We start from the raw sequence: 18800 nt of genomic DNA, 5'->3' as shown, positions 1-18800 counted from the left end.
CTGCTTGGCGATGGCGGTGAATCTGACCCGGCCCAGGGTTGAAACCGACAGCCGGCCCGGACCCTGGCGCTACCTGGGCTGGCTGCTGTTGTTCAGCCTGCTGAGCGAGATTCCCTACCGCCTGTTCATTCCCGCCCCCGACACCTTGAATGTGCTGCCGACCCTGGCCCTGGGGTTGTTGGTGGCCCGGGGCTGGCAGCGGCCCAGGGGGCTGGCGTTGGCGCTTGGCTTGGCGGCCCTGCTGCTGGCGCTGGGGTTTTCCCGTTGGCTGATGTTTGGTGCGTTCGGGGTGTTGCTGCCGTTGGCCCTGGCGTTGGTGCTGCGTCGGTCCGGGTCTTTCAGCCTGCTGCCGGGGGCGTTGTGCCTGGCGGCCAACCAATGGCAAACCTTGTTCCCGGCAGCGCACCTGGGCAATTGGGTGGCGACCTGCGGTATCGCCGCTTGTCTGTTGGCGCCCTGGTTGGGGGTGATGCTGCTGCGGGTCTTGCGCGGGTGCGCGGCGCCGGCGATGCGGCGTTGGGCGTATGGGCTGTATCCCCTGCATTTTCTTCTTCTACTGGCCGTGCGCGCCGCCCTGTAGGAGCCGGCTTGCCGGCGAAGGCGTCTATTGGGTTTGCGCCTGGCTTGAGGGCCTGTTCGCTGGCAAGCCAGCTCCTACGGGTGAGGTGGGGCCGCTTGTGTAGGAGCCGGCTTGCCGGCGAAGGCGTCCGTCGGATTTGCGCCTGGCTTGAGGGCCTGTTCGCTGGCAAGCCAGCTCCTACGGATGGGGGGCGTTGCGGTGCGGGGGAAGGACAGGCCCGATCCAGAGCCGTTGGTGGGTGGCGCGGGCAGGCATTGGTCTGTGGGCGCCAGGGCATGTCGTAAACGCACCTTTGTGTGGCGTCCATAGGCATTTGAGTTCCCCTTCCCGGTCATACCATCGCATCCAAAGGGCACAGCTTTAAGGCTGGCCTCACCGAGACGAAAGGCGCACCGCCGCCGCTGGGAGAGACGTGATGTTCAGCAAGCAAGACCAGATCCAGGGTTACGACGATGCACTGCTGGCGGCCATCAATGCCGAGGAACAACGCCAGGAAGATCACATCGAGCTGATCGCGTCGGAAAACTACACCAGCAAGCGGGTGATGCAGGCGCAAGGCAGCGGGCTGACCAACAAGTACGCCGAAGGCTATCCGGGCAAGCGCTACTACGGTGGCTGCGAGCATGTGGACAAGGTCGAGGCCCTGGCCATCGAGCGCGCCAAGCAGCTGTTCGGCGCCGATTACGCCAACGTCCAGCCGCACTCCGGTTCTTCGGCCAACAGTGAGGTGTACCTGGCCCTGCTGCAGGCCGGCGACACCATCCTCGGCATGAGCCTGGCCCATGGCGGTCACTTGACCCACGGCGCCAAGGTGTCGTCCTCGGGCAAGCTCTACAACGCCGTGCAGTACGGCATCGACACCCGCACCGGGCTGATCGACTACGACGAAGTCGAGCGTCTGGCCGTGGAACATAAGCCGAAGATGATCGTCGCCGGCTTCTCGGCCTACTCCAAGACCCTGGACTTCCCGCGCTTCCGGCAGATCGCCGACAAGGTCGGGGCGCTGCTGTTCGTCGACATGGCCCACGTCGCCGGGCTGGTGGCCGCCGGTCTGTATCCCAACCCGCTGCCCTATGCCGATGTGGTCACCACCACCACCCACAAGACCCTGCGCGGTCCCCGTGGCGGCCTGATCCTGGCCAAGGCCAATGAAGAGATCGAGAAGAAACTCAACGCCGCGGTGTTCCCGGGGGCCCAGGGCGGTCCGTTGATGCACGTGATCGCCGCCAAGGCGGTGTGCTTCAAGGAAGCGCTGGAGCCCGGTTTCAAGGCCTATCAGCAACAGGTGATCGACAACGCCCAGGCCATGGCCAGCGTATTTATCAAACGTGGCTACGATGTAGTGTCCGGCGGCACCGATAACCACCTGTTCCTGGTCAGCCTGATTCGTCAGGGCCTGACCGGTAAAGATGCCGATGCCGCCCTGGGCCGTGCCCACATCACCGTGAACAAGAACGCCGTGCCCAATGACCCGCAGTCACCGTTTGTCACGTCCGGCCTGCGCATCGGCACCCCGGCGGTCACCACCCGCGGATTCAAGGTCACCCAGTGCATTGAACTGGCTGGCTGGATCTGCGACATCCTCGACCACCTCGGCGATGCCGATGTCGAGGCCAATGTCGCTCGCCAGGTGGCGACCCTGTGCGCTGATTTCCCGGTTTACCGCTGAGAGCCGCAACTGGAGCAATGACTATGCAACGCTATTCGGGCTTCGGCCTCTTCAAGCACTCTCTCAGCCACCATGAAAACTGGCAGCGGATGTGGCGCACGCCGACCCCGAAGAAGGTCTATGACGTGGTCATCGTCGGCGGCGGCGGGCATGGCCTGGCCACTGCCTACTACCTGGCCAAGGAGCACGGCATCACCAATGTCGCGGTGGTGGAAAAAGGCTGGCTGGGCGGCGGCAACACCGCGCGCAACACCACCATCGTGCGATCCAACTACCTGTGGGACGAGTCGGCGCAGCTTTACGAGCACGCCATGAAGTTGTGGGAAGGCCTGTCCCAGGACCTCAACTACAACGTGATGTTCTCCCAGCGCGGGGTCTACAACCTGTGCCACACCCTGCAGGACATCCGTGACTCCGAGCGTCGGGTCAGCGCCAACCGCCTCAACGGCATCGATGGCGAGCTGCTCAACACCCAGCAGGTGGCGGACGAGATTCCCTACCTGGACTGCTCGAAAAACACCCGCTATCCGATCCTCGGTGCCACGGTCCAGCGCCGTGGCGGCGTGGCCCGTCACGACGCCGTGGCCTGGGGTTTTGCCCGCGCCGCCGACGCCCTGGGCGTGGACCTGATCCAGCAGACCGAAGTCATTGGCTTTCGCAAGGAAAACGGCGTGTGCATCGGCGTCGAGACCAACAAGGGCTTTATCGGCGCCAAGCGCGTCGGAGTGGTCACGGCCGGTAACTCCGGGCACATGGCCAAGCTCGCGGGCTTCCGTCTGCCGATCGAATCCCACCCGTTGCAAGCGCTGGTGTCGGAGCCGATCAAACCGATCATCGACAGCGTGATCATGTCCAACGCGGTGCACGGCTACATCAGCCAGTCGGACAAGGGCGATCTGGTGATCGGTGCCGGTATCGACGGCTGGGTCGGCTACGGCCAGCGCGGCTCCTACCCGGTGATCGAGCACACCATCCAGGCCATCGTCGAGATGTTCCCGGTCCTCTCCCGAGTGCGCATGAACCGCCAGTGGGGCGGCATCGTCGACACCAGCCCGGACGCCTGCCCGATCATTTCCAAGACTCCGGTGCCGAACATGTTCTTCAACTGCGGGTGGGGCACTGGTGGCTTCAAGGCCACCCCGGGCTCGGGCAACGTGTTCGCCGCGAGTCTGGCCAAGGGCGAGATGCATCCTCTGGCCGCCCCTTTCTCCATCGACCGTTTCCATAACGGTGCGCTGATCGATGAACACGGCGCTGCTGCGGTCGCCCACTAAAAGGACAACTACCTATGTTGCATATCTTCTGTCCTCACTGCGGCGAGCTGCGCTCCGAAGAGGAATTTCATTCGTCCGGCCAGGCGCACATTCCCCGGCCGCTGGACCCCAACGCCTGCACTGACGAGGAGTGGGGCGACTACATGTTCTTCCGCGACAACCCCCGTGGCCTGCACCATGAGTTGTGGATTCACGCCGCCGGTTGCCGCCAGTACTTCAACGCCACCCGCGACACCGTGACCTACGAAATTCTTGAAACCTACAAGATTGGCACCAAGCCGCAGTTCACCGCCAAGGCTGCTGGAGAGAAGGTATGAGCCAGACCAATCGCCTGTCCAACGGCGGACGCATCGACCGCAACAAAGTCCTGACCTTCACCTTTAACGGGCAGAGCTACAAGGGTTTTGAGGGCGACACCCTGGCCTCGGCCCTGTTGGCCAACGGCGTGGACATCATCGGTCGCAGCTTCAAGTATTCCCGGCCCCGGGGCATCTTCGCTGCCGGCTGTGAAGAGCCCAACGCGGTGCTGCAGATCGGCGCCACCGAAGCCACCCAGATCCCCAACGTGCGCGCCACCCAACAGGCGCTGTACCAGGGCCTGGTGGCCACCAGCACCAACGGCTGGCCCAGCGTCAACAACGACATGATGGGAATCCTCGGCAAGGTCGGCGGCAAGTTGATGCCGCCGGGCTTCTACTACAAAACCTTCATGTACCCGCAATCGTTCTGGATGACCTACGAGAAGTACATCCGCAAGGCGGCGGGCCTGGGCCGCTCGCCCACCGAGAACGATGCGGACACCTACGACAACATGAACCAGCACTGCGACGTGCTGATTGTCGGTGGCGGCCCCGCCGGTCTCGCGGCGGCCCTGGCCGCTGCCCGTAGCGGCGCCCGGGTGATCCTGGCCGACGAGCAGGAAGAATTCGGCGGCACCCTGCTGGACAGTCGCGAAAGCCTGGACGGCAAGCCGGCGGTGGAGTGGGTGGCCAGTGTGGTCGCCGAACTCAAGTCGCTGCCGGACGTGTTGCTGCTGCCACGGGCCACGGTCAACGGCTACCACGACCATAACTTCCTGACCATTCACGAGCGCCTCACCGATCACCTCGGCGACCGCGCGCCCATCGGCCAGGTGCGCCAGCGTATCCACCGGGTGCGTGCCAAGCGCGTGGTGCTGGCCACCGGTGCCCACGAACGGCCGCTGGTCTACGGCAACAACGACGTGCCGGGCAACATGCTGGCCGGTGCCGTGTCCACCTACGTGCGCCGCTACGGCGTGGCCCCGGGCAAGAAACTGCTGCTGTCCACCAACAACGACCACGCCTACCGCGTGGCCCTGGACTGGCTCGACGCCAGCCTGCAAGTGGTGGCCATTGCCGATGCGCGGCACAACCCCCGCGGCGCCCTGGTGGAAGAAGCCCGGGCCAAGGGCATCCGCATCCTCACTTCCAGTGCGGTGATCGAAGCCCGTGGCAGCAAGCACGTGACCGGCGCGCGCGTAGCGGCCATCGACGTCAAGGCGCACAAGGTCACCAGCCCCGGCGAGTGGCTCGACTGCGACCTGATCGCCAGCTCCGGCGGCTACAGCCCGGTGGTGCACCTGGCTTCGCACCTGGGCGGCAAGCCGGTGTGGCGTGAAGACATCCTCGGTTTTGTGCCCGGTGAAGCGCCGCAGAAACGTGTGTGTGTCGGCGGTATCAACGGTGTCTACAGCCTCGGCGACACCCTGGCCGACGGTTTCGAGGGCGGTGTGCGCGCCGCCAGCGAAGCCGGCTTTCAGAGCGTCGAGGGCGTGTTGCCCAAGGCCCTGACTCGTCTTGAAGAACCGACCCTGGCGCTGTTCCAGGTGCCCCATGAAAAAGGCACGGCGCGGGCGCCGAAACAATTCGTCGACCTGCAGAACGACGTCACCGCCGCCGCCATCGAACTGGCGACCCGCGAGGGCTTCGAGTCGGTGGAGCACGTCAAGCGCTACACCGCCCTGGGCTTCGGCACCGATCAGGGCAAGCTGGGCAACGTCAACGGCCTGGCCATCGCCGCCCGTTCGCTGAACGTCAGCATCCCGCAGATGGGCACCACCATGTTCCGCCCGAACTACACGCCGATCACCTTCGGCGCCGTGGCCGGTCGTCACTGTGGGCACATCTTCGAGCCGGTGCGTTTCACCGCGCTGCATGCCTGGCATGTGAAGAACGGCGCCGAGTTCGAAGACGTCGGCCAGTGGAAGCGCCCTTGGTACTTCCCGAAGAACGGCGAAGACCTGCATGCCGCAGTCAAGCGTGAATGCCTGGCGGTGCGCGACAGCGTCGGCCTGCTGGACGCCTCGACCCTGGGCAAGATCGACATCCAGGGCCCGGACGCCCGGGAGTTCCTCAACCGCATCTACACCAACGCCTGGACCAAGCTCGACGTGGGCAAGGCCCGCTACGGCCTGATGTGCAAGGAAGACGGCATGGTCTTCGACGACGGCGTCACCGCCTGTCTGGCCGACAACCACTTCCTGATGACCACCACCACCGGCGGCGCGGCGCGCGTGCTGCAGTGGCTGGAGATCTACCAGCAGACCGAATGGCCGGACCTCAAGGTGTACTTCACCTCGGTCACCGACCACTGGGCCACCATGACCCTGTCGGGCCCCAACAGCCGCAAGCTGCTGAGCGAAGTCACCGACATCGACCTGGACAAGGACGGCTTCCCGTTCATGACCTGGAAGGAAGGCCTGGTGGGCGGCGTGCCGGCGCGGGTGTTCCGTATCTCGTTCACCGGCGAGCTGTCCTACGAGGTCAACGTCCAGGCCGACTACGCCATGGGCGTGCTGGAGCAGATCGTCGAGGCCGGCAAAAAGTACAACCTGACCCCTTACGGCACCGAAACCATGCACGTGCTGCGGGCCGAGAAGGGCTTCATCATCGTCGGCCAGGACACCGACGGCTCCATGACCCCGGACGACCTGAACATGGGCTGGTGCGTGGGCCGGACCAAACCGTTCTCGTGGATCGGCTGGCGCGGGATGAACCGTGAAGACTGCGTGCGCGAGCAGCGCAAGCAACTGGTGGGCCTCAAACCGATCGACCCGACCCAGTGGCTGCCGGAAGGCGCGCAGCTGGTGTTCAACCCCAAGCAGGCGATTCCCATGAGCATGGTCGGTCACGTGACCTCCAGCTATGCCCACAACTCCCTGGGTTATTCCTTTGCCCTGGGCGTGGTCAAGGGCGGCCTCAAGCGCCTGGGCGAGCGGGTCTTCGCGCCGTTGGCCGATGGCCGGGTGATCGAGGCGGAAATCGTTTCCTCGGTGTTCTTCGACCCCAAAGGCGACCGCCAGAACATTTAGGGCCAGGAACTGGCTTGTGTAGGAGCTGGCTTGCCAGCGAAGGCGGCCTCAGGGCCGGCATCAGGCTCAAGGGCCTCTTCGCCGGCAATCCGGCTCCTACAGGGTGTTATCAACAGAATTCAGGACAGGTGCTCTATGACCGCAGTCAACGTTTACCAACAGCGCCCCACCACCGGGGCCAAGGCCGAGTCGTCGTTGCACCACGCCGATCTGCCGAGCCTGGTGGGCAAGGGCCGCAAGAACGCCGGGGTGACCCTGCGCGAGAAAAAACTCCTCGGCCACCTGACGATCCGTGGCGACGGCCACGATCCGGCCTTCGCCGCCGGCGTGCACAAGGCCCTGGGCATCGAATTGCCGGGTGCCCTGAGCGTGGTGGTCAAGGGTGAAACCAGCCTGCAATGGCTGGGCCCGGATGAGTGGCTGCTGATCGTGCCCAGCGGCGAAGAATTCGCCGCCGAGCAGAACCTGCGCGCCGCCCTGGGCGACCTGCATATCCAGATCGTCAACGTCAGCGGCGGCCAGCAGATCCTCGAACTGTCCGGCCCCAACGTGCGTCAGGTGCTGATGAAGTCCACCAGCTACGACGTGCACCCCAACAACTTCCCGGTGGGCAAGGCGGTGGGCACGGTGTTCGCCAAGTCGCAGTTGGTGATCCGCCGTACCGGCGAAGACACCTGGGAGTTGCTGGTGCGCCGCAGCTTCTCCGATTACTGGTGGATGTGGCTGCAGGACGCCGCGGCCGAATACGGCCTGAGCGTCCAGGCCTGAAACCCGCGCCTTGGTGTGTAGGAGCGAGCTTGCTCGCGAAGGACGGGGTTTGCGCAAGACCGCGGCGCCCGGTTTTTCGCGAGCAAGCTCGCTCCTACAGGTGATCAACCGCGCTGCGGTTGCCCTTACGAACAGGAGTTATCCCCCATGAGCCGCGCCCCTGATACATGGATTCTCACCGCCGACTGCCCCAGCGTGCTCGGCACGGTGGACGCGGTGACCCGCTTTCTGTTCGAGCAGGGTTGCTACGTCACCGAGCACCACTCCTTCGATGACCGACTCTCGGGCCGCTTCTTCATTCGCGTGGAATTTCGCCAGCCCGACGGCCTCGACGAACAAGGCTTTCGCGATGGTCTGGCGCAGCGGGCCAAGGCCTTCGAGATGAACTTCGAACTGACCGCGCCGCACTACCGGCCCAAGGTGGTGATCATGGTCTCCAAGGCCGACCACTGCCTCAACGACCTGCTCTATCGCCAGCGCATCGGCCAGTTGCCCATGGACGTGGTGGCGGTGGTGTCCAACCACCCGGACCTCAAGCCCCTGGCCGACTGGCACCAGATTCCCTACCACCACTTCCCTCTCGATCCCAACGACAAGCCGTCCCAGGAGCGCCAGGTGTGGCAGGTGATCGAGGAGTCCGGTGCCGAGCTGGTGATCCTTGCCCGCTACATGCAGGTGCTGTCGCCGGAGCTGTGCCGCAAGCTCGATGGCAAGGCGATCAATATCCACCACTCGCTGCTGCCGGGCTTCAAGGGCGCAAAGCCTTATCACCAGGCCTACAACAAGGGCGTGAAACTGGTGGGCGCCACCGCGCACTACATCAACAACGACCTGGACGAGGGGCCGATCATCGCCCAGGGCGTGGAGGTGGTGGACCACAGTTACTACCCCGAGGACCTGATCGCCAAGGGCCGTGATATCGAAGGCCTGACCCTGGCCCGGGCGGTGGGTTATCACATCGAACGGCGGGTGTTCCTGAACGGCAACCGCACGGTGGTGCTCTGATGATTCCCGGGGCTGCTGCGCAGCCCTTCGCGAGCAAGCTCGCTCCTACAGGCGTTGCGCCTGTTCGCGTGAAAGCGATTTTGAAAACGAAACAGCATCTGTACCCGAGCAATCCACGTGTTTCCCCTTTGGGTTACGCGGTTCCATAACAACAACAGCGAGGTGAAAGCATGTCTGGTAATCGTGGTGTCGTGTATCTGGGCAGCGGCAAGGTCGAAGTACGGAAAATCGACTATCCAAAAATGCAGGACCCGCGTGGCAGGAAGATTGAGCACGGCGTCATCCTGCGCGTGGTCTCCACCAACATCTGCGGTTCGGACCAACACATGGTCCGTGGCCGTACCACCGCCCAGGTCGGCCTGGTCCTGGGCCACGAAATCACCGGCGAAGTGATCGAGAAGGGCAGCGACGTCGAGAACCTGAAGATCGGTGATCTGGTGTCGGTGCCGTTCAACGTGGCGTGCGGGCGCTGCCGTTCCTGCAAGGAGCAACACACCGGGGTCTGCCTGACCGTCAACCCGGCCCGCGCCGGTGGCGCCTACGGCTACGTCGACATGGGCGACTGGACCGGTGGCCAGGCCGAGTACGTGTTGGTGCCTTACGCCGACTTCAACCTGCTGAAACTGCCGAACCGCGACAAGGCCATGGAGAAGATCCGCGACCTGACCTGCCTTTCCGACATCCTGCCCACCGGTTATCACGGCGCCGTCACCGCAGGCGTTGGCCCGGGCAGCACCGTCTACGTGGCCGGTGCCGGTCCGGTGGGCCTGGCGGCCGCTGCTTCGGCGCGCCTGCTGGGGGCCGCGGTGGTGATTGTCGGCGACGTCAACCCGGTGCGCCTGGCCCACGCCAAGGCCCAGGGATTTGAGATTGCCGATCTGTCCAAGGACACCCCGCTGCACGAACAGATCGCCGATCTGCTGGGCGAACCGGAAGTGGACTGTGCGGTGGACGCCGTGGGCTTCGAAGCCCGTGGCCACGGCCATGCCGGTGCTCAGCACGAAGCCCCGGCCACCGTGCTCAACTCGTTGATGGGCGTGGTGCGGGTGGCGGGCAAGATCGGCATTCCCGGCCTGTACGTCACCGAAGACCCGGGCGCGGTGGACGCCGCGGCGAAGATGGGCAGCCTGAGCATCCGCTTCGGCCTGGGCTGGGCCAAGTCCCACAGCTTCCACACCGGCCAGACCCCGGTGATGAAGTACAACCGCCAACTGATGCAGGCCATCATGTGGGACCGCATCAACATTGCCGACGTGGTGGGGGTTGAAGTCATCAGCCTCGATGACGCGCCGCGCGGCTATGGCGAGTTCGACGCCGGCGTGCCGAAGAAATTCGTCATCGACCCGCACAAGCTGTTCAGCGCTGCCTGAGGACAGTCAGCCTTTGGGTTGAAGCCTGTCAGTAACGAAAAACGCCGCCTTCTCTTGCCGAGAATGCGGCGTTTTTTTCTTCTGTGGTGAGGGAGCTTGCTCCCAATGGTTGCGACACGGTTGTGCCAGTCGAGTCGCGGATTCAGGTTTTACGACCGCTGCGCGCCGGGGCGCCGGCCGGCCGAACGGGAGCAAGCTCCCTCGCCACAGCGGCCGCTTTCAATCAGGCGATCAGCGTGGCGCGCAGGCGCCGTCCCAGTACATCCATCAGGTCGCAGCCATCGCGCAGGGGGATGGCGCAAAGCTGGGCCAGCTCCAGGGCCAGTACCGGGTCCTTGCCCAGGGCATCGCTCAAGGCCAGTTGCTCCAGCACCTGGGTCACGGCGCGGATACGGAAGGCGGCGGCTTCATGGAGCACATCCAGCGGCGCCTGGGTATCGATCAGTAGGGAGGGGATGTTGCAGTCGTGGCCGGTGATCGGCATGTAACGGTTCATGGAAAGTTCTCCGCAGTTCAGTGAGAACCGCCACGGATTCGTCGCCAAACGATGGGTGGCAGCTGTACGCAGGTTGGCGAACCGGGAACACACGGAACCGGCAGACCCGAAGGTCTCCCACGCACAGCTGCCATAACGGCAACGTTGCGGGTGCAGAACGTCCTGCCAACAAAGCAGGACGCTTCTGACCGTAGTTCGTCGGGTCGCCAAACCCGGTCGCTATTTGAGCGACCGGCGGACTATAAGCCGCCAGTGCGTGAGGCAGCAAGGCGCTGGGGGGGGATGTCTTGCAGGAGGTTTCGTCCGCTGAACGTGCACGAGGTCCTGTTTACGAGTCCGGTCCACTGAAATCGGTTGACCGCAAAGAGTCGACCTCGCAGAATGGAAAAACGTAGCCACAATGTAGCTACAAATAACGAATAGAGGTGATACCTTGGCTGCATTACTGAAAACCACTGACGTGCGTTGCCGCATAGACGAGGATTTGAAGGTCAGTGCCACCGCTGTGCTCAATGCCTGTGGGCTGAGCCTGAGCGAGGCCATGCGTCTTTTCCTGCGTCAGGTTGTGGCCGTGCAGGGGCTGCCTTTCGAAGTGCGTGTCCCATCGGAGAAAACCGCTCGTGCCATGGCGCAGGCGCGTGAGATTCGTCGTCAGTACGACTCGATTGACGACATGTTGAGGGATGCTGATGGCGAAGCCGGAGAGGAACCCAAAGCGCGCTGACCTGCCCAGGCAATGCGCACAAACGCCGGAGTTTAAAAAGTCCTGGGAGCGCTATCGGCGTGCAGGGCGTCGTGACATGCACGAAGTGCGCAAGGTCATGGTGCTGCTGTTCCTGGGGGAGTCGCTACCGGCGCAGTACCTCGATCATGCGCTGAAGGGGGAGTGGGACGGTTTCAGGGAGTGTCATATCGGTGGCGATTTTCTGCTGATTTATGACGTGGCCCGAGCCGGTCTTGTGACCTTTGTCGACCTGGGCAGCCATGCCGAATTGTTCAGATAGCCTCATGCAGATTGCACAAACCCGCCTATTGGCGGGTTTGTGTTGCCCGCCAATCAAGCCTGATCAATAGCCTCTACCCGGGTAGTCGAACCAGTGTTCGCCACTCAGGATTTCCTTTATGTCGGTCTCGGCCAGGATGCCTGGCGCATCCCGCTGGAAGCGCGAGCGCCACTGGGGCAGCCACCAGTAGTTCAGCGCCGTGCCTCTTGGTATCAGCACCAGGGTCAGGACGGGGCGGTCCATGACCCCGCGCTGGTACAGCTGGTGGCTGCGGTCCATGAGGTCCAGGTAGTAGTCGAGGGGCAGGGACAGCATCAGGGCCGTGGTATGCACCTTTTCCGTCTGGGTTCGCTGTGGGTCCTGCAGCAGGTTCAGGGCTTCGCAGTAGTAACGCTCGGGTTGGCGGGCGAACGCCTGGGCCTCGGCAACGCCAAGAATGCCCAAGGCACTGCCGTCGTCGCGCCAGTCGGCTCCCTGGCGATCGCTGAAGTGCTGGCGGATGAAGCCGGTCAGGGGGCCCGGGGGCGTGTCGGCGCATTGGCTGCTATCGACCGGGGTGCCGATTCGCCAGAGCAAGACGGCGATTGCCAGGGCCAGCAGGAGACCGCTGTAGAGCGCAGCTTTCATAAGAGTCCGTTCGATGGATGGCGCCAGGCGAGGCGGGGGCTTGCATGGCAGGCAAGGGCCTGCCTGCAAGGACGCGGCGGGGGGGCCTGGGCGCGGAGTTTACCCTGACGGCGTTCGCGGGCAAGCCCGTTCCTGCGGCAGCAGGTGCCTGTTACAGCGCCGCCAATTGCCCCTGGTACAACACCGGCCCGGTGGGCTGGCCGGTAGGTGAGCCGCCGTGGGGTTCCAGGCTCACGGCCAGGGCGATCGGGGTGCCCAGCAGTTCGCGCTGAGCCGGGCTCAGGTTGATCTTGCCTTTGCCTCCCACTGGCACCACGCCAAGGGAAATCGGCTGGCCATCGGCGGGGATCGCCCATAGCTCCAGGCTGCGATCCAGGCCGACGGCGGCCAGGGTCAAGGGTTCCACTTGCAGGTACTGGGCATGGGCCTTGATCCGCAGGGCCGGTTGCTGGTCGGCGCCGAGCAGGGTGGCGCTGTAGCGCACCTGATCGCTCTGCTGGATAAAGCCGATGTACAGGGTCGCCACGACCGAGCAGGCGGCAATCGCCAGGCGCAGGCGCATCCACAGTGGATTCTTCTTGGGAACATGCAGGACCTGAGGTTCGATGCGCGCCTGGATGCCCTCCCAGACCCGCTCCGGCACCACCTCCTCGGGCAAGGTGGCGGTCAGGGTGGCGAGGCTTTCCTGCCACTGCGCCAGTTCTTCGCGCAGGGCGGCATCGTCCAGCAGGAGCATGTCGAAGCGGCGGCGGGCGGCGCCCTGCATCAGGCCGATGGCGTAGTCGGCGGCCAGGGCGCGACGGCGTTCAGGGGTTTGATAGTTCATGATTCAAGGCACCGGCGCAGGCGCTCCATGCCCCGGCGAATCCAGGATTTCACCGAGCCCAGGGGCGCCGCCAGCTGTTCGGCCAGCTCCGAGCAGGACAGGCCCTGGAAGTAGGCAACGGTGATGGTCTGGCGCTGCATGCCGTCGAGGCTTTCCAGGCAGCGGCTCAGGGCACGGGCCTGGCGGGCACTGTCCAGTTGTTCGTGAGCTGAGGGCGCTTCATCCACCAATTGCTGTTCTTGCTGCTCGCTCAGCGGCCGTTCGCGATGTTTGCGCAACTGGTCGATGGCCTGGTTGCGGGTGATGTTGATCATCCAGGTCAGGGGGGCGGACAGCTGTGGCTGGTAGCGCACGGCGTTGTTCCAGATGCGCACGAAGCTTTCCTGCAACACCTCTTCGGCCAGATCGCGGCGGCCCATGAAGCACAGGGCGAGGCCGTGCAGGCGTGGCGCAACACTGCGATAAAGGGTTTCGAAGGCGCGGCGATCGCCCAGTGAGCACTGGGCCAGCAAGTGCCGAAGTTGATCGGGGTCGGGAGCGGAAATGGCAGTTCTCCGGGCAGGTGGCAAATGAATGGACCACGGCTGGCAACGGTCGATCCAGCCAGAGGGTAGTCCAGGGGGGGCGGTTGTTCCATTCACCGGTTGCGACCTCCTGCTACGGCCAGTGCCGATGCTCCTGCGTCGGTCGTCGTTGCTGGATATACGCAGAGCAGCGAGCCGTGGATGCGGGATTCTCGACTAAAATCCAGGGCGCGCGGGTGCCGCTGCAGCACTTTCGGAACATTCGCCCGAAGCTTCAGTCAAAAGGCTGTTTTCCAGCCGCTCGAGTCCGGGTGGTTTCTCGCCCCATGAGGTTGTTTCGATGAATATTCCACGCGGTTTTGCCCTGGCTACCCTGATGACCCTGGCGGCCGGCTCGGCGTTGGCCGGCGGTTTCAGCCTGAACGATGCGGCCAATGCCATTGCCGGCATGCAGGGCGGCGACAAGGCCGCTGCCGCCGCACCGACCTCCCAGACCGCCGGTCTGCTGGGCACCCTGTCGCAACTCAATGTCACCCCTGAGCAAGCCGTCGGCGGCACCGGCGCCATGCTCGGCCTGGCGAAGAATCAACTGAGCAGTTCGGATTATTCGCAACTGAGCAAAAGCGTACCGGGCCTGGACCAGCTCTCGGGCAGCAACGCCCTGGGCAGTCTGGGCGCCTTGGGCGGGCTGCTCGGTCAGTCTTCCGGTAAAACCGCCGGCCTGGACAGCGCCCTGGGCAACGTCAAGGACACCAATGACCTGAACAACGCCTTTGGCGCCCTGGGCATGGACAGCGGCATGATCGGCCAGTTTGCCCCGCTGATCCTGCAGTACCTGGGCCAGCAGGGTGTCGGCGGTTCTCTGCTGCAAAGCCTGAGCGGCATCTGGGGCGTGGCCAAGTAACGCCCTGCAGCCCCGGCGCCGGGCGCGTCGGGGCTTTTCCTGAATGTTGAAACACTCGTCTTTACCTCTCCTGGAGTTTTCGTCGAATCGGGCCTGTGCTATATCTCGCGCCCCGTTTTCCAAGGAAGTTTGAACGCGATGTTCATGGATGCACTGAAGATGTCTCTGCCCGCCGATGCGGTGCTCGGTTTCATGCTCTACATGCTGGGCGCTGCCCTGGTCTTTGCCCTCTACGCGTTCATCTACACGCGCCTGACCCCCTATAACGAATTCGCCCTGATCCGCCAGGGCAACAGTGCGGCTTCCATCGCCCTGTCCGGTGCCTTGCTGGGCTTTGCCATTCCGGTGGCCAGCGCAATTGCCCATTCAATCTCGATCATCGACTTCCTGCTCTGGGCCGGCATCGCCTCGGTGGTGCAGTTGCTGGCGTTCTTTGTGGTCAGCCTGATCCTCAAGGGCCTGTCCCAGCGCATCGCCAACCAGGAAAACGCCGCGGCGATCCTGGTGGCTTCGGTCTCTGTCGGTGTCGGCCTGCTGAATGCGGCCTGCATGACGCCATCGGTCTGAGGGCGTCGGCATGAAGCGCAGTAAAAGCGTGCGCCTGGTGCTGCTGGGCAGCGTACCGTTCGCCCTGGCCGCCTGTGACGGTCAGCCCCAGGCGACCCGGGAAGTGCGCCAAACCCAGAACTTCACCAGCCTGAGTGAATGCGAGCGGGCACAGATTCCGTCGGCGATCTGCAAGGCGGCTCGGGCTGATGCCAGCGAGCGTGGAGAGAGCGTCGCCCCGCGTTACCTGGACCTGCAACGCTGTGAGGAGGAGTTCTTCACGGGCAAATGCATGGTCTCCCGGGACAATCGCGCCTACGTGCCGCTTTCCAGCGGCTTTGCCCTGACCACTCAGCGCACGGTGCCGGTCGAGCCCGAGGAAGAACAGCAACAGAGCAGCTCCAGCAGTAGCAGTTCAGGTGGTGGTGGTGGTGGTGGCCGTAGCAGCAACTCCTCCAGCACCGGTTCCAGCTTCTGGCGCTGGATCGGCCTGGACTCGACCCCGGAGCCGCGCTATTTCAGCGAGCCCCTGTATCAGGAGCGCGACGGTCGCGGCGGTACGCGACTGAGCACTCTCAGCCAGCAGGTGGAGGCCGGCAAGACTTTCTCCGGCGCCAACGGCGGACGCTTCGGCATTTCCAGTCCGGAACACTTCACCAGCGCCGGCAACTCCCTGGCTGGCGCCCATGAAGTGGTCAGCCGCAGCGGCTTCGGTTCCTCCAGCCGCAGCAGCTGGAGCTTCGGTTCTTGAAGCGCATCCTCTGCACTCCGCGCGCGGACTGGCAGGCCACGGCGGAACAACTGGGTTTCGCTTTCCACACCTTCGACGGCGAGCCTTACTGGGACGAGTCGGCCTACTACCGCTTCAGCCTGCGGCAGATTGAGGACGACCTGGAAGACCCAACCCAGGAACTGCACGAGCTGTGCATGGCCCTGGTGGCCGAAGTGGTGGACAGCGAAGAGTTGCTGGAGCGCCTGGCTATCCCTGCGGCCTTCCATGAGTTGATCCGCCAGTCGTGGAAGCAGGGCGAGCCCCATCTGTATGGGCGCATGGACCTGTGCTACGACGGCACGGGCCCGGCCAAGCTGCTGGAGACCAACTACGACACGCCGACCTCGCTATACGAGGCGAGCTTCTTCCAGTACGTCTGGCTTGAGCAGCAGATGCAGCGCGGGCAATTGCCGGCCGGCTGCGATCAGTTCAACAGCATCGAGGACAAGCTGCTCCAGGCCTTCGTCCAGGGCGGCTTCAAGTCGCCGATGCACTTTGCCTCGGTCAGGGATTCGCTGGAGGATCGCGGCACGGTCGAATACCTGCGCGACATCGCCCGTCAGGCAGGCCTGGGCACGCGCCTGATCAACATCGAGGACATCGGCCTCAATGCCGTCGGGCGTTTTGTCGACCTGCTGGAGATGCCCATCGACAGCCTGTTCAAGCTCTATCCTTGGGAACACCTGTTCAACGAAGCCTATGGCCCGGCGATTGCCGGCAGCGGCACGCAGTTTGTCGAGCCACCGTGGAAAGCCATTCTCTCCAACAAGGGCGCGCTGGCCCTGCTCTGGGAACGGCATGCGGGGCACCCGAACCTGCTGCCGGCGTTTATCGACGACGATCCATCCGCCAGCCTGGGCTCGGGCTGGGTGCGCAAGCCGTTCTTTTCCCGAGAGGGCGCCAATGTGGAAATCTGCACCGACGGCGGCGAGCATTTGATCGAGGCCGGACCCTACGGCGGCGGGCCGTGCATTCGCCAGCAGTTTCACCCGCTGCCGGTGTTTGCCGGCAATCACACGGTGATTGGCAGTTGGGTGATCGGCGATCAGCCGGCGGGGATTGGCATTCGTGAGGACAACTCGCCGATCACCAAGGACAGCAGCCGCTTCCTGCCCCACGTGATCAGCGATTGATCAGCGGCTTTCACCCAGCAGTTCGCTGATGCGCTGGTCCTTATCGGTCCATAGCCGGTTGACCCAGTCCTGCACTTGCTGGCGGAACGCCGGGTCGTTTTCGTAATCGCCCTGCCACAGCGCGGGGTCCAGTTCCCGGGTGCGGATGTCGATGATCACCTTGGGCACGTTGCCGCAGATCAGGTCCCAGAAACCGGGGATGCGTTCCTGGGGATAGACCACGGTGACATCCAGCATGGCGTCCAGCTGTTCGCCCATGGCCGCGAGGACAAAGGCCACGCCGCCTGCCTTGGGCTTGAGCAGGTGCTGGAACGGCGAGCCCTGCTGCTGGCGCTTGGCCGGGGTGAAGCGGGTGCCCTCCAGGTAGTTGACCACGGTCACCGGTTGGCGCTTGAACAGCTCGCAGGCAGCCTTGGTGATCTCCAGGTCTTTGCCTTGCAGTTCCGGGTGCTTGGCCAGGAACGCCTTGCTGTAGCGCTTCATGAAGGGGTAGTCCAGGGCCCACCAGGCCAGGCCCAGGAAGGGCACCCAGATCAGTTCCTTCTTGAGGAAGAACTTGAAGAACGGCGTGCGCCGGTTGAGGGTCTGGATCAGGGCCGGGATGTCGACCCAGGATTGGTGGTTGCTCACCACCAGGTAGGAGGTGTCTTCACGCAGGCCTTCGCCGCCGCGGATGTCCCAGCGGGTAGGGATGCACAGGGCGAAGATCAGCTTGTCGATCTCGGCCCAGGTCTCGGCGATCCACATCACCGCGGCGGACGCGTAGTCCCGCAGGCGCCCCGGGAGGATCAGCTTGAGCAGGGCGAACACCATCAGCGGGCCGAACAGCACCAGGGTGTTGAGCAGCAGGAGCAGGGTGACGAAACAGCCGGTGAGCAGGCGGCGCATAAGGCACTCTTTGCAATCTTTTGGGCGCGCCATGATAAGCAGCTTCGGCGGGCAGGCCAAATTCTAGTGTGCTGACGAATGTTTCACTTGGGGGCGGGTAGGGTGTTGGGCAGGCCGGGCTTCTTCGCCGGCAAGCCGGCTCCTGCGGGGCACCGGTAGAACCAATTCGTTGGCAGCGGTCTAAAATCCCGCTGCCCCTCTCTCAAGGAATCCACTGTCGTGAAATCTGTCCTTGCTCTTGTTTCTCTGTTGGCGCTGCCGGTGATGGCCGCCGAGCCGACGCTGTATGGCCGTTACGAATACATCCGCTTGCCGGAAATCGGTGAAACCCTGCAAGCCAAGATGGACACCGGGGCCCTGACCGCTTCGCTGTCGGCCAAGGATATCCAGACCTTTACCCGCGACGGCGAGGACTGGGTGCGTTTCCGCCTGGCCACCAAGGATGCCGGGAGCAAGGTCTATGAACACAAGGTGGCGCGGATCAGCAAGATCAAGAGCCGTTCCGACGAGGACGATGAGCGTGAAGAGCCGCAGGCGGCCAAGCGCCCGGTGGTGGAACTGGAAATGTGCCTGGGCAACGTCAAGCGCACGGTGGAGGTCAACCTCACCGACCGCAGCAGCTTCAACTACCCGCTGCTGATTGGCGCCAAGGCCCTGCGCGAATTCGGCGCGGCGGTGAACCCGGCGCGGCGTTATACCGCGGATAAACCCGACTGCTGATTGACGGCTTACCAGGCATCCGGCACCGTTCGCCCACTGAATTTGCGCGCCTGGATGCCATGCCCCATATCCTGATTGTCGAAGACGAAGCGGCGATTGCCGACACCCTGATCTTCGCCCTGCAAGGCGAAGGCTTCACCACCACCTGGCTGAGCCTGGGCCGTGGGGCCCTGGACTATCAGCGGGCAACCCCGGCGGACCTGATCATCCTCGATATCGGCCTGCCGGATATCAGCGGCTTTGAAACCTGCAAGGAGCTGCGCCGCTTCAGCGAGGTGCCGGTGATGTTCCTCAGCGCCCGGGACGGTGAGATCGACCGAGTGGTGGGGCTGGAGATCGGCGCCGACGACTATGTGGTCAAGC

General features: G+C 64.0%; 20 protein-coding genes and 1 pseudogene. 16 read left to right on the top strand and 5 right to left on the bottom strand.

Annotation, left to right across the window (positions count from 1 at the left end):
* The 8 genes from BLX41_RS21815 to fdhA form a co-directional block, all read left to right on the top strand.
* Nucleotides 1–580, top strand: a 580-nt coding sequence (locus BLX41_RS21815) for a TraX family protein (protein WP_123726562.1), incomplete at its 5' end; no start/stop codon positions are given.
* A gap of 415 nt (nucleotides 581–995) precedes the next feature.
* Nucleotides 996–2249 carry a serine hydroxymethyltransferase gene (locus BLX41_RS21805; RefSeq protein ID WP_123726560.1) on the top strand — a complete coding sequence of 418 codons (1254 nt, stop codon included), beginning with the start codon at nucleotides 996–998 and terminating at the stop codon, nucleotides 2247–2249.
* Between the two features lie 23 nt (nucleotides 2250–2272).
* Complete coding sequence (locus tag BLX41_RS21800; RefSeq protein ID WP_016964291.1) at nucleotides 2273–3523, top strand: sarcosine oxidase subunit beta family protein; 1251 nt, start codon at nucleotides 2273–2275, stop codon at nucleotides 3521–3523.
* Between the two features lie 14 nt (nucleotides 3524–3537).
* Nucleotides 3538–3840, top strand: a complete 303-nt coding sequence (locus tag BLX41_RS21795) for a sarcosine oxidase subunit delta (RefSeq protein ID WP_011063902.1) — start codon at nucleotides 3538–3540, stop codon at nucleotides 3838–3840.
* Nucleotides 3837–6854 carry a sarcosine oxidase subunit alpha gene (locus tag BLX41_RS21790; RefSeq protein WP_123726559.1) on the top strand — a complete coding sequence of 1006 codons (3018 nt, stop codon included), beginning with the start codon at nucleotides 3837–3839 and terminating at the stop codon, nucleotides 6852–6854. Before BLX41_RS21795 ends, BLX41_RS21790 begins: the two co-directional genes overlap by 4 nt.
* A 135-nt stretch (nucleotides 6855–6989) precedes the next feature.
* Entirely contained in the window at nucleotides 6990–7622 is a 633-nt protein-coding gene (locus tag BLX41_RS21785) for a sarcosine oxidase subunit gamma (protein ID WP_011063900.1), read from the top strand.
* Nucleotides 7623–7769: 147 nt separating this feature from the next.
* The gene (purU, locus tag BLX41_RS21780) at nucleotides 7770–8627 is read left to right on the top strand and encodes a formyltetrahydrofolate deformylase (protein WP_123726558.1); all 858 of its coding nucleotides are present in this window, start codon (nucleotides 7770–7772) and stop codon (nucleotides 8625–8627) included.
* A gap of 170 nt (nucleotides 8628–8797) precedes the next feature.
* The gene (gene fdhA, locus BLX41_RS21775; RefSeq protein WP_015637296.1) at nucleotides 8798–9997 is read left to right on the top strand and encodes a formaldehyde dehydrogenase, glutathione-independent; all 1200 of its coding nucleotides are present in this window, start codon (nucleotides 8798–8800) and stop codon (nucleotides 9995–9997) included.
* A 223-nt stretch (nucleotides 9998–10220) separates the two neighbouring features.
* Here the strand turns inward: fdhA and BLX41_RS21770 are convergent, their stop codons facing one another.
* Complete coding sequence (locus tag BLX41_RS21770) at nucleotides 10221–10493, bottom strand: hypothetical protein (RefSeq protein ID WP_123726557.1); 273 nt, start codon at nucleotides 10491–10493, stop codon at nucleotides 10221–10223.
* Nucleotides 10494–10926: 433 nt separating this feature from the next.
* Between BLX41_RS21770 and BLX41_RS21765 the strand changes: the two genes are divergently transcribed.
* Nucleotides 10927–11217 carry a type II toxin-antitoxin system RelB/DinJ family antitoxin gene (locus BLX41_RS21765; RefSeq protein WP_015637294.1) on the top strand — a complete coding sequence of 97 codons (291 nt, stop codon included), beginning with the start codon at nucleotides 10927–10929 and terminating at the stop codon, nucleotides 11215–11217.
* Entirely contained in the window at nucleotides 11177–11497 is a 321-nt protein-coding gene (locus BLX41_RS21760) for a type II toxin-antitoxin system YafQ family toxin (RefSeq protein WP_311197572.1), read from the top strand. The genes BLX41_RS21765 and BLX41_RS21760 overlap by 41 nt, the downstream gene beginning before the upstream one ends.
* 63 nt (nucleotides 11498–11560) lie before the next feature.
* Here the strand turns inward: BLX41_RS21760 and BLX41_RS21755 are convergent, their stop codons facing one another.
* The 3 genes from BLX41_RS21755 to BLX41_RS21745 form a co-directional block, all read right to left on the bottom strand.
* Complete coding sequence (locus BLX41_RS21755) at nucleotides 11561–12124, bottom strand: hypothetical protein (protein ID WP_123726555.1); 564 nt, start codon at nucleotides 12122–12124, stop codon at nucleotides 11561–11563.
* A 151-nt stretch (nucleotides 12125–12275) separates the two neighbouring features.
* Entirely contained in the window at nucleotides 12276–12950 is a 675-nt protein-coding gene (locus tag BLX41_RS21750; RefSeq protein ID WP_123726554.1) for an anti-sigma factor, read from the bottom strand.
* Entirely contained in the window at nucleotides 12947–13591 is a 645-nt protein-coding gene (locus BLX41_RS21745; RefSeq protein WP_123726553.1) for an RNA polymerase sigma factor, read from the bottom strand. The genes BLX41_RS21750 and BLX41_RS21745 overlap by 4 nt, the downstream gene beginning before the upstream one ends.
* Nucleotides 13592–13814: 223 nt before the next feature.
* Between BLX41_RS21745 and BLX41_RS21740 the strand changes: the two genes are divergently transcribed.
* The 4 genes from BLX41_RS21740 (at nucleotide 13815) to BLX41_RS21725 (ending at nucleotide 16829) form a co-directional block, all read left to right on the top strand.
* Nucleotides 13815–14378, top strand: coding sequence for a DUF2780 domain-containing protein (locus tag BLX41_RS21740; protein WP_123726552.1), 564 nt, complete (start codon nucleotides 13815–13817; stop codon nucleotides 14376–14378).
* 138 nt (nucleotides 14379–14516) lie between these two features.
* A complete protein-coding gene (locus tag BLX41_RS21735) occupies nucleotides 14517–14945 on the top strand; it encodes a DUF350 domain-containing protein (protein ID WP_123726551.1) in 429 nt (142 codons plus the stop codon).
* A 10-nt stretch (nucleotides 14946–14955) separates the two neighbouring features.
* On the top strand, nucleotides 14956–15675 hold the full coding sequence (locus BLX41_RS21730; RefSeq protein ID WP_123726550.1) for a DUF1190 domain-containing protein: 720 nt from the start codon (nucleotides 14956–14958) through the stop codon (nucleotides 15673–15675).
* A complete protein-coding gene (locus BLX41_RS21725) occupies nucleotides 15672–16829 on the top strand; it encodes a glutathionylspermidine synthase family protein (protein WP_123726549.1) in 1158 nt (385 codons plus the stop codon). Before BLX41_RS21730 ends, BLX41_RS21725 begins: the two co-directional genes overlap by 4 nt.
* On the opposite strand, the gene BLX41_RS21720 is transcribed toward BLX41_RS21725, so the two are convergent.
* A complete protein-coding gene (locus tag BLX41_RS21720; protein WP_123726548.1) occupies nucleotides 16830–17717 on the bottom strand; it encodes an acyltransferase in 888 nt (295 codons plus the stop codon).
* A 219-nt stretch (nucleotides 17718–17936) separates the two neighbouring features.
* Between BLX41_RS21720 and rloA2 the strand changes: the two genes are divergently transcribed.
* The gene (gene rloA2, locus BLX41_RS21715; RefSeq protein ID WP_123726547.1) at nucleotides 17937–18437 is read left to right on the top strand and encodes a retropepsin-like aspartic peptidase RloA2; all 501 of its coding nucleotides are present in this window, start codon (nucleotides 17937–17939) and stop codon (nucleotides 18435–18437) included.
* 59 nt (nucleotides 18438–18496) lie between these two features.
* A pseudogene (locus tag BLX41_RS33825) lies at nucleotides 18497–18800 on the top strand (response regulator); the annotation flags it as partial.

This window comes from Pseudomonas protegens (genome assembly GCF_003732485.1).
GTDB lineage: Bacteria > Pseudomonadota > Gammaproteobacteria > Pseudomonadales > Pseudomonadaceae > Aquipseudomonas > Aquipseudomonas protegens_B.
This window is presented reverse-complemented; position numbering and strand designations above follow the sequence as displayed.

What these genes read in the sequence shown, in the direction of transcription:
- BLX41_RS21755 (WP_123726555.1), bottom strand. Translation starts at nt 12,124, where the DNA reads ATGAAAGCTGCGCTCTACAGCGGTCTCCTGCTGGCCCTGGCAATCGCC.
- BLX41_RS21770 (WP_123726557.1), bottom strand. Translation starts at nt 10,493, where the DNA reads ATGAACCGTTACATGCCGATCACCGGCCACGACTGCAACATCCCCTCC.
- BLX41_RS21750 (WP_123726554.1), bottom strand. Translation starts at nt 12,950, where the DNA reads ATGAACTATCAAACCCCTGAACGCCGTCGCGCCCTGGCCGCCGACTAC.
- BLX41_RS21735 (WP_123726551.1), top strand. Translation starts at nt 14,517, where the DNA reads ATGTTCATGGATGCACTGAAGATGTCTCTGCCCGCCGATGCGGTGCTC.
- BLX41_RS21785 (WP_011063900.1), top strand. Translation starts at nt 6,990, where the DNA reads ATGACCGCAGTCAACGTTTACCAACAGCGCCCCACCACCGGGGCCAAG.
- BLX41_RS21790 (WP_123726559.1), top strand. Translation starts at nt 3,837, where the DNA reads ATGAGCCAGACCAATCGCCTGTCCAACGGCGGACGCATCGACCGCAAC.
- BLX41_RS21805 (WP_123726560.1), top strand. Translation starts at nt 996, where the DNA reads ATGTTCAGCAAGCAAGACCAGATCCAGGGTTACGACGATGCACTGCTG.
- purU (WP_123726558.1), top strand. Translation starts at nt 7,770, where the DNA reads ATGAGCCGCGCCCCTGATACATGGATTCTCACCGCCGACTGCCCCAGC.
- BLX41_RS21740 (WP_123726552.1), top strand. Translation starts at nt 13,815, where the DNA reads ATGAATATTCCACGCGGTTTTGCCCTGGCTACCCTGATGACCCTGGCG.
- fdhA (WP_015637296.1), top strand. Translation starts at nt 8,798, where the DNA reads ATGTCTGGTAATCGTGGTGTCGTGTATCTGGGCAGCGGCAAGGTCGAA.
- BLX41_RS21730 (WP_123726550.1), top strand. Translation starts at nt 14,956, where the DNA reads ATGAAGCGCAGTAAAAGCGTGCGCCTGGTGCTGCTGGGCAGCGTACCG.
- BLX41_RS21795 (WP_011063902.1), top strand. Translation starts at nt 3,538, where the DNA reads ATGTTGCATATCTTCTGTCCTCACTGCGGCGAGCTGCGCTCCGAAGAG.
- BLX41_RS21720 (WP_123726548.1), bottom strand. Translation starts at nt 17,717, where the DNA reads ATGCGCCGCCTGCTCACCGGCTGTTTCGTCACCCTGCTCCTGCTGCTC.
- BLX41_RS21760 (WP_311197572.1), top strand. Translation starts at nt 11,177, where the DNA reads ATGCTGATGGCGAAGCCGGAGAGGAACCCAAAGCGCGCTGACCTGCCC.
- BLX41_RS21800 (WP_016964291.1), top strand. Translation starts at nt 2,273, where the DNA reads ATGCAACGCTATTCGGGCTTCGGCCTCTTCAAGCACTCTCTCAGCCAC.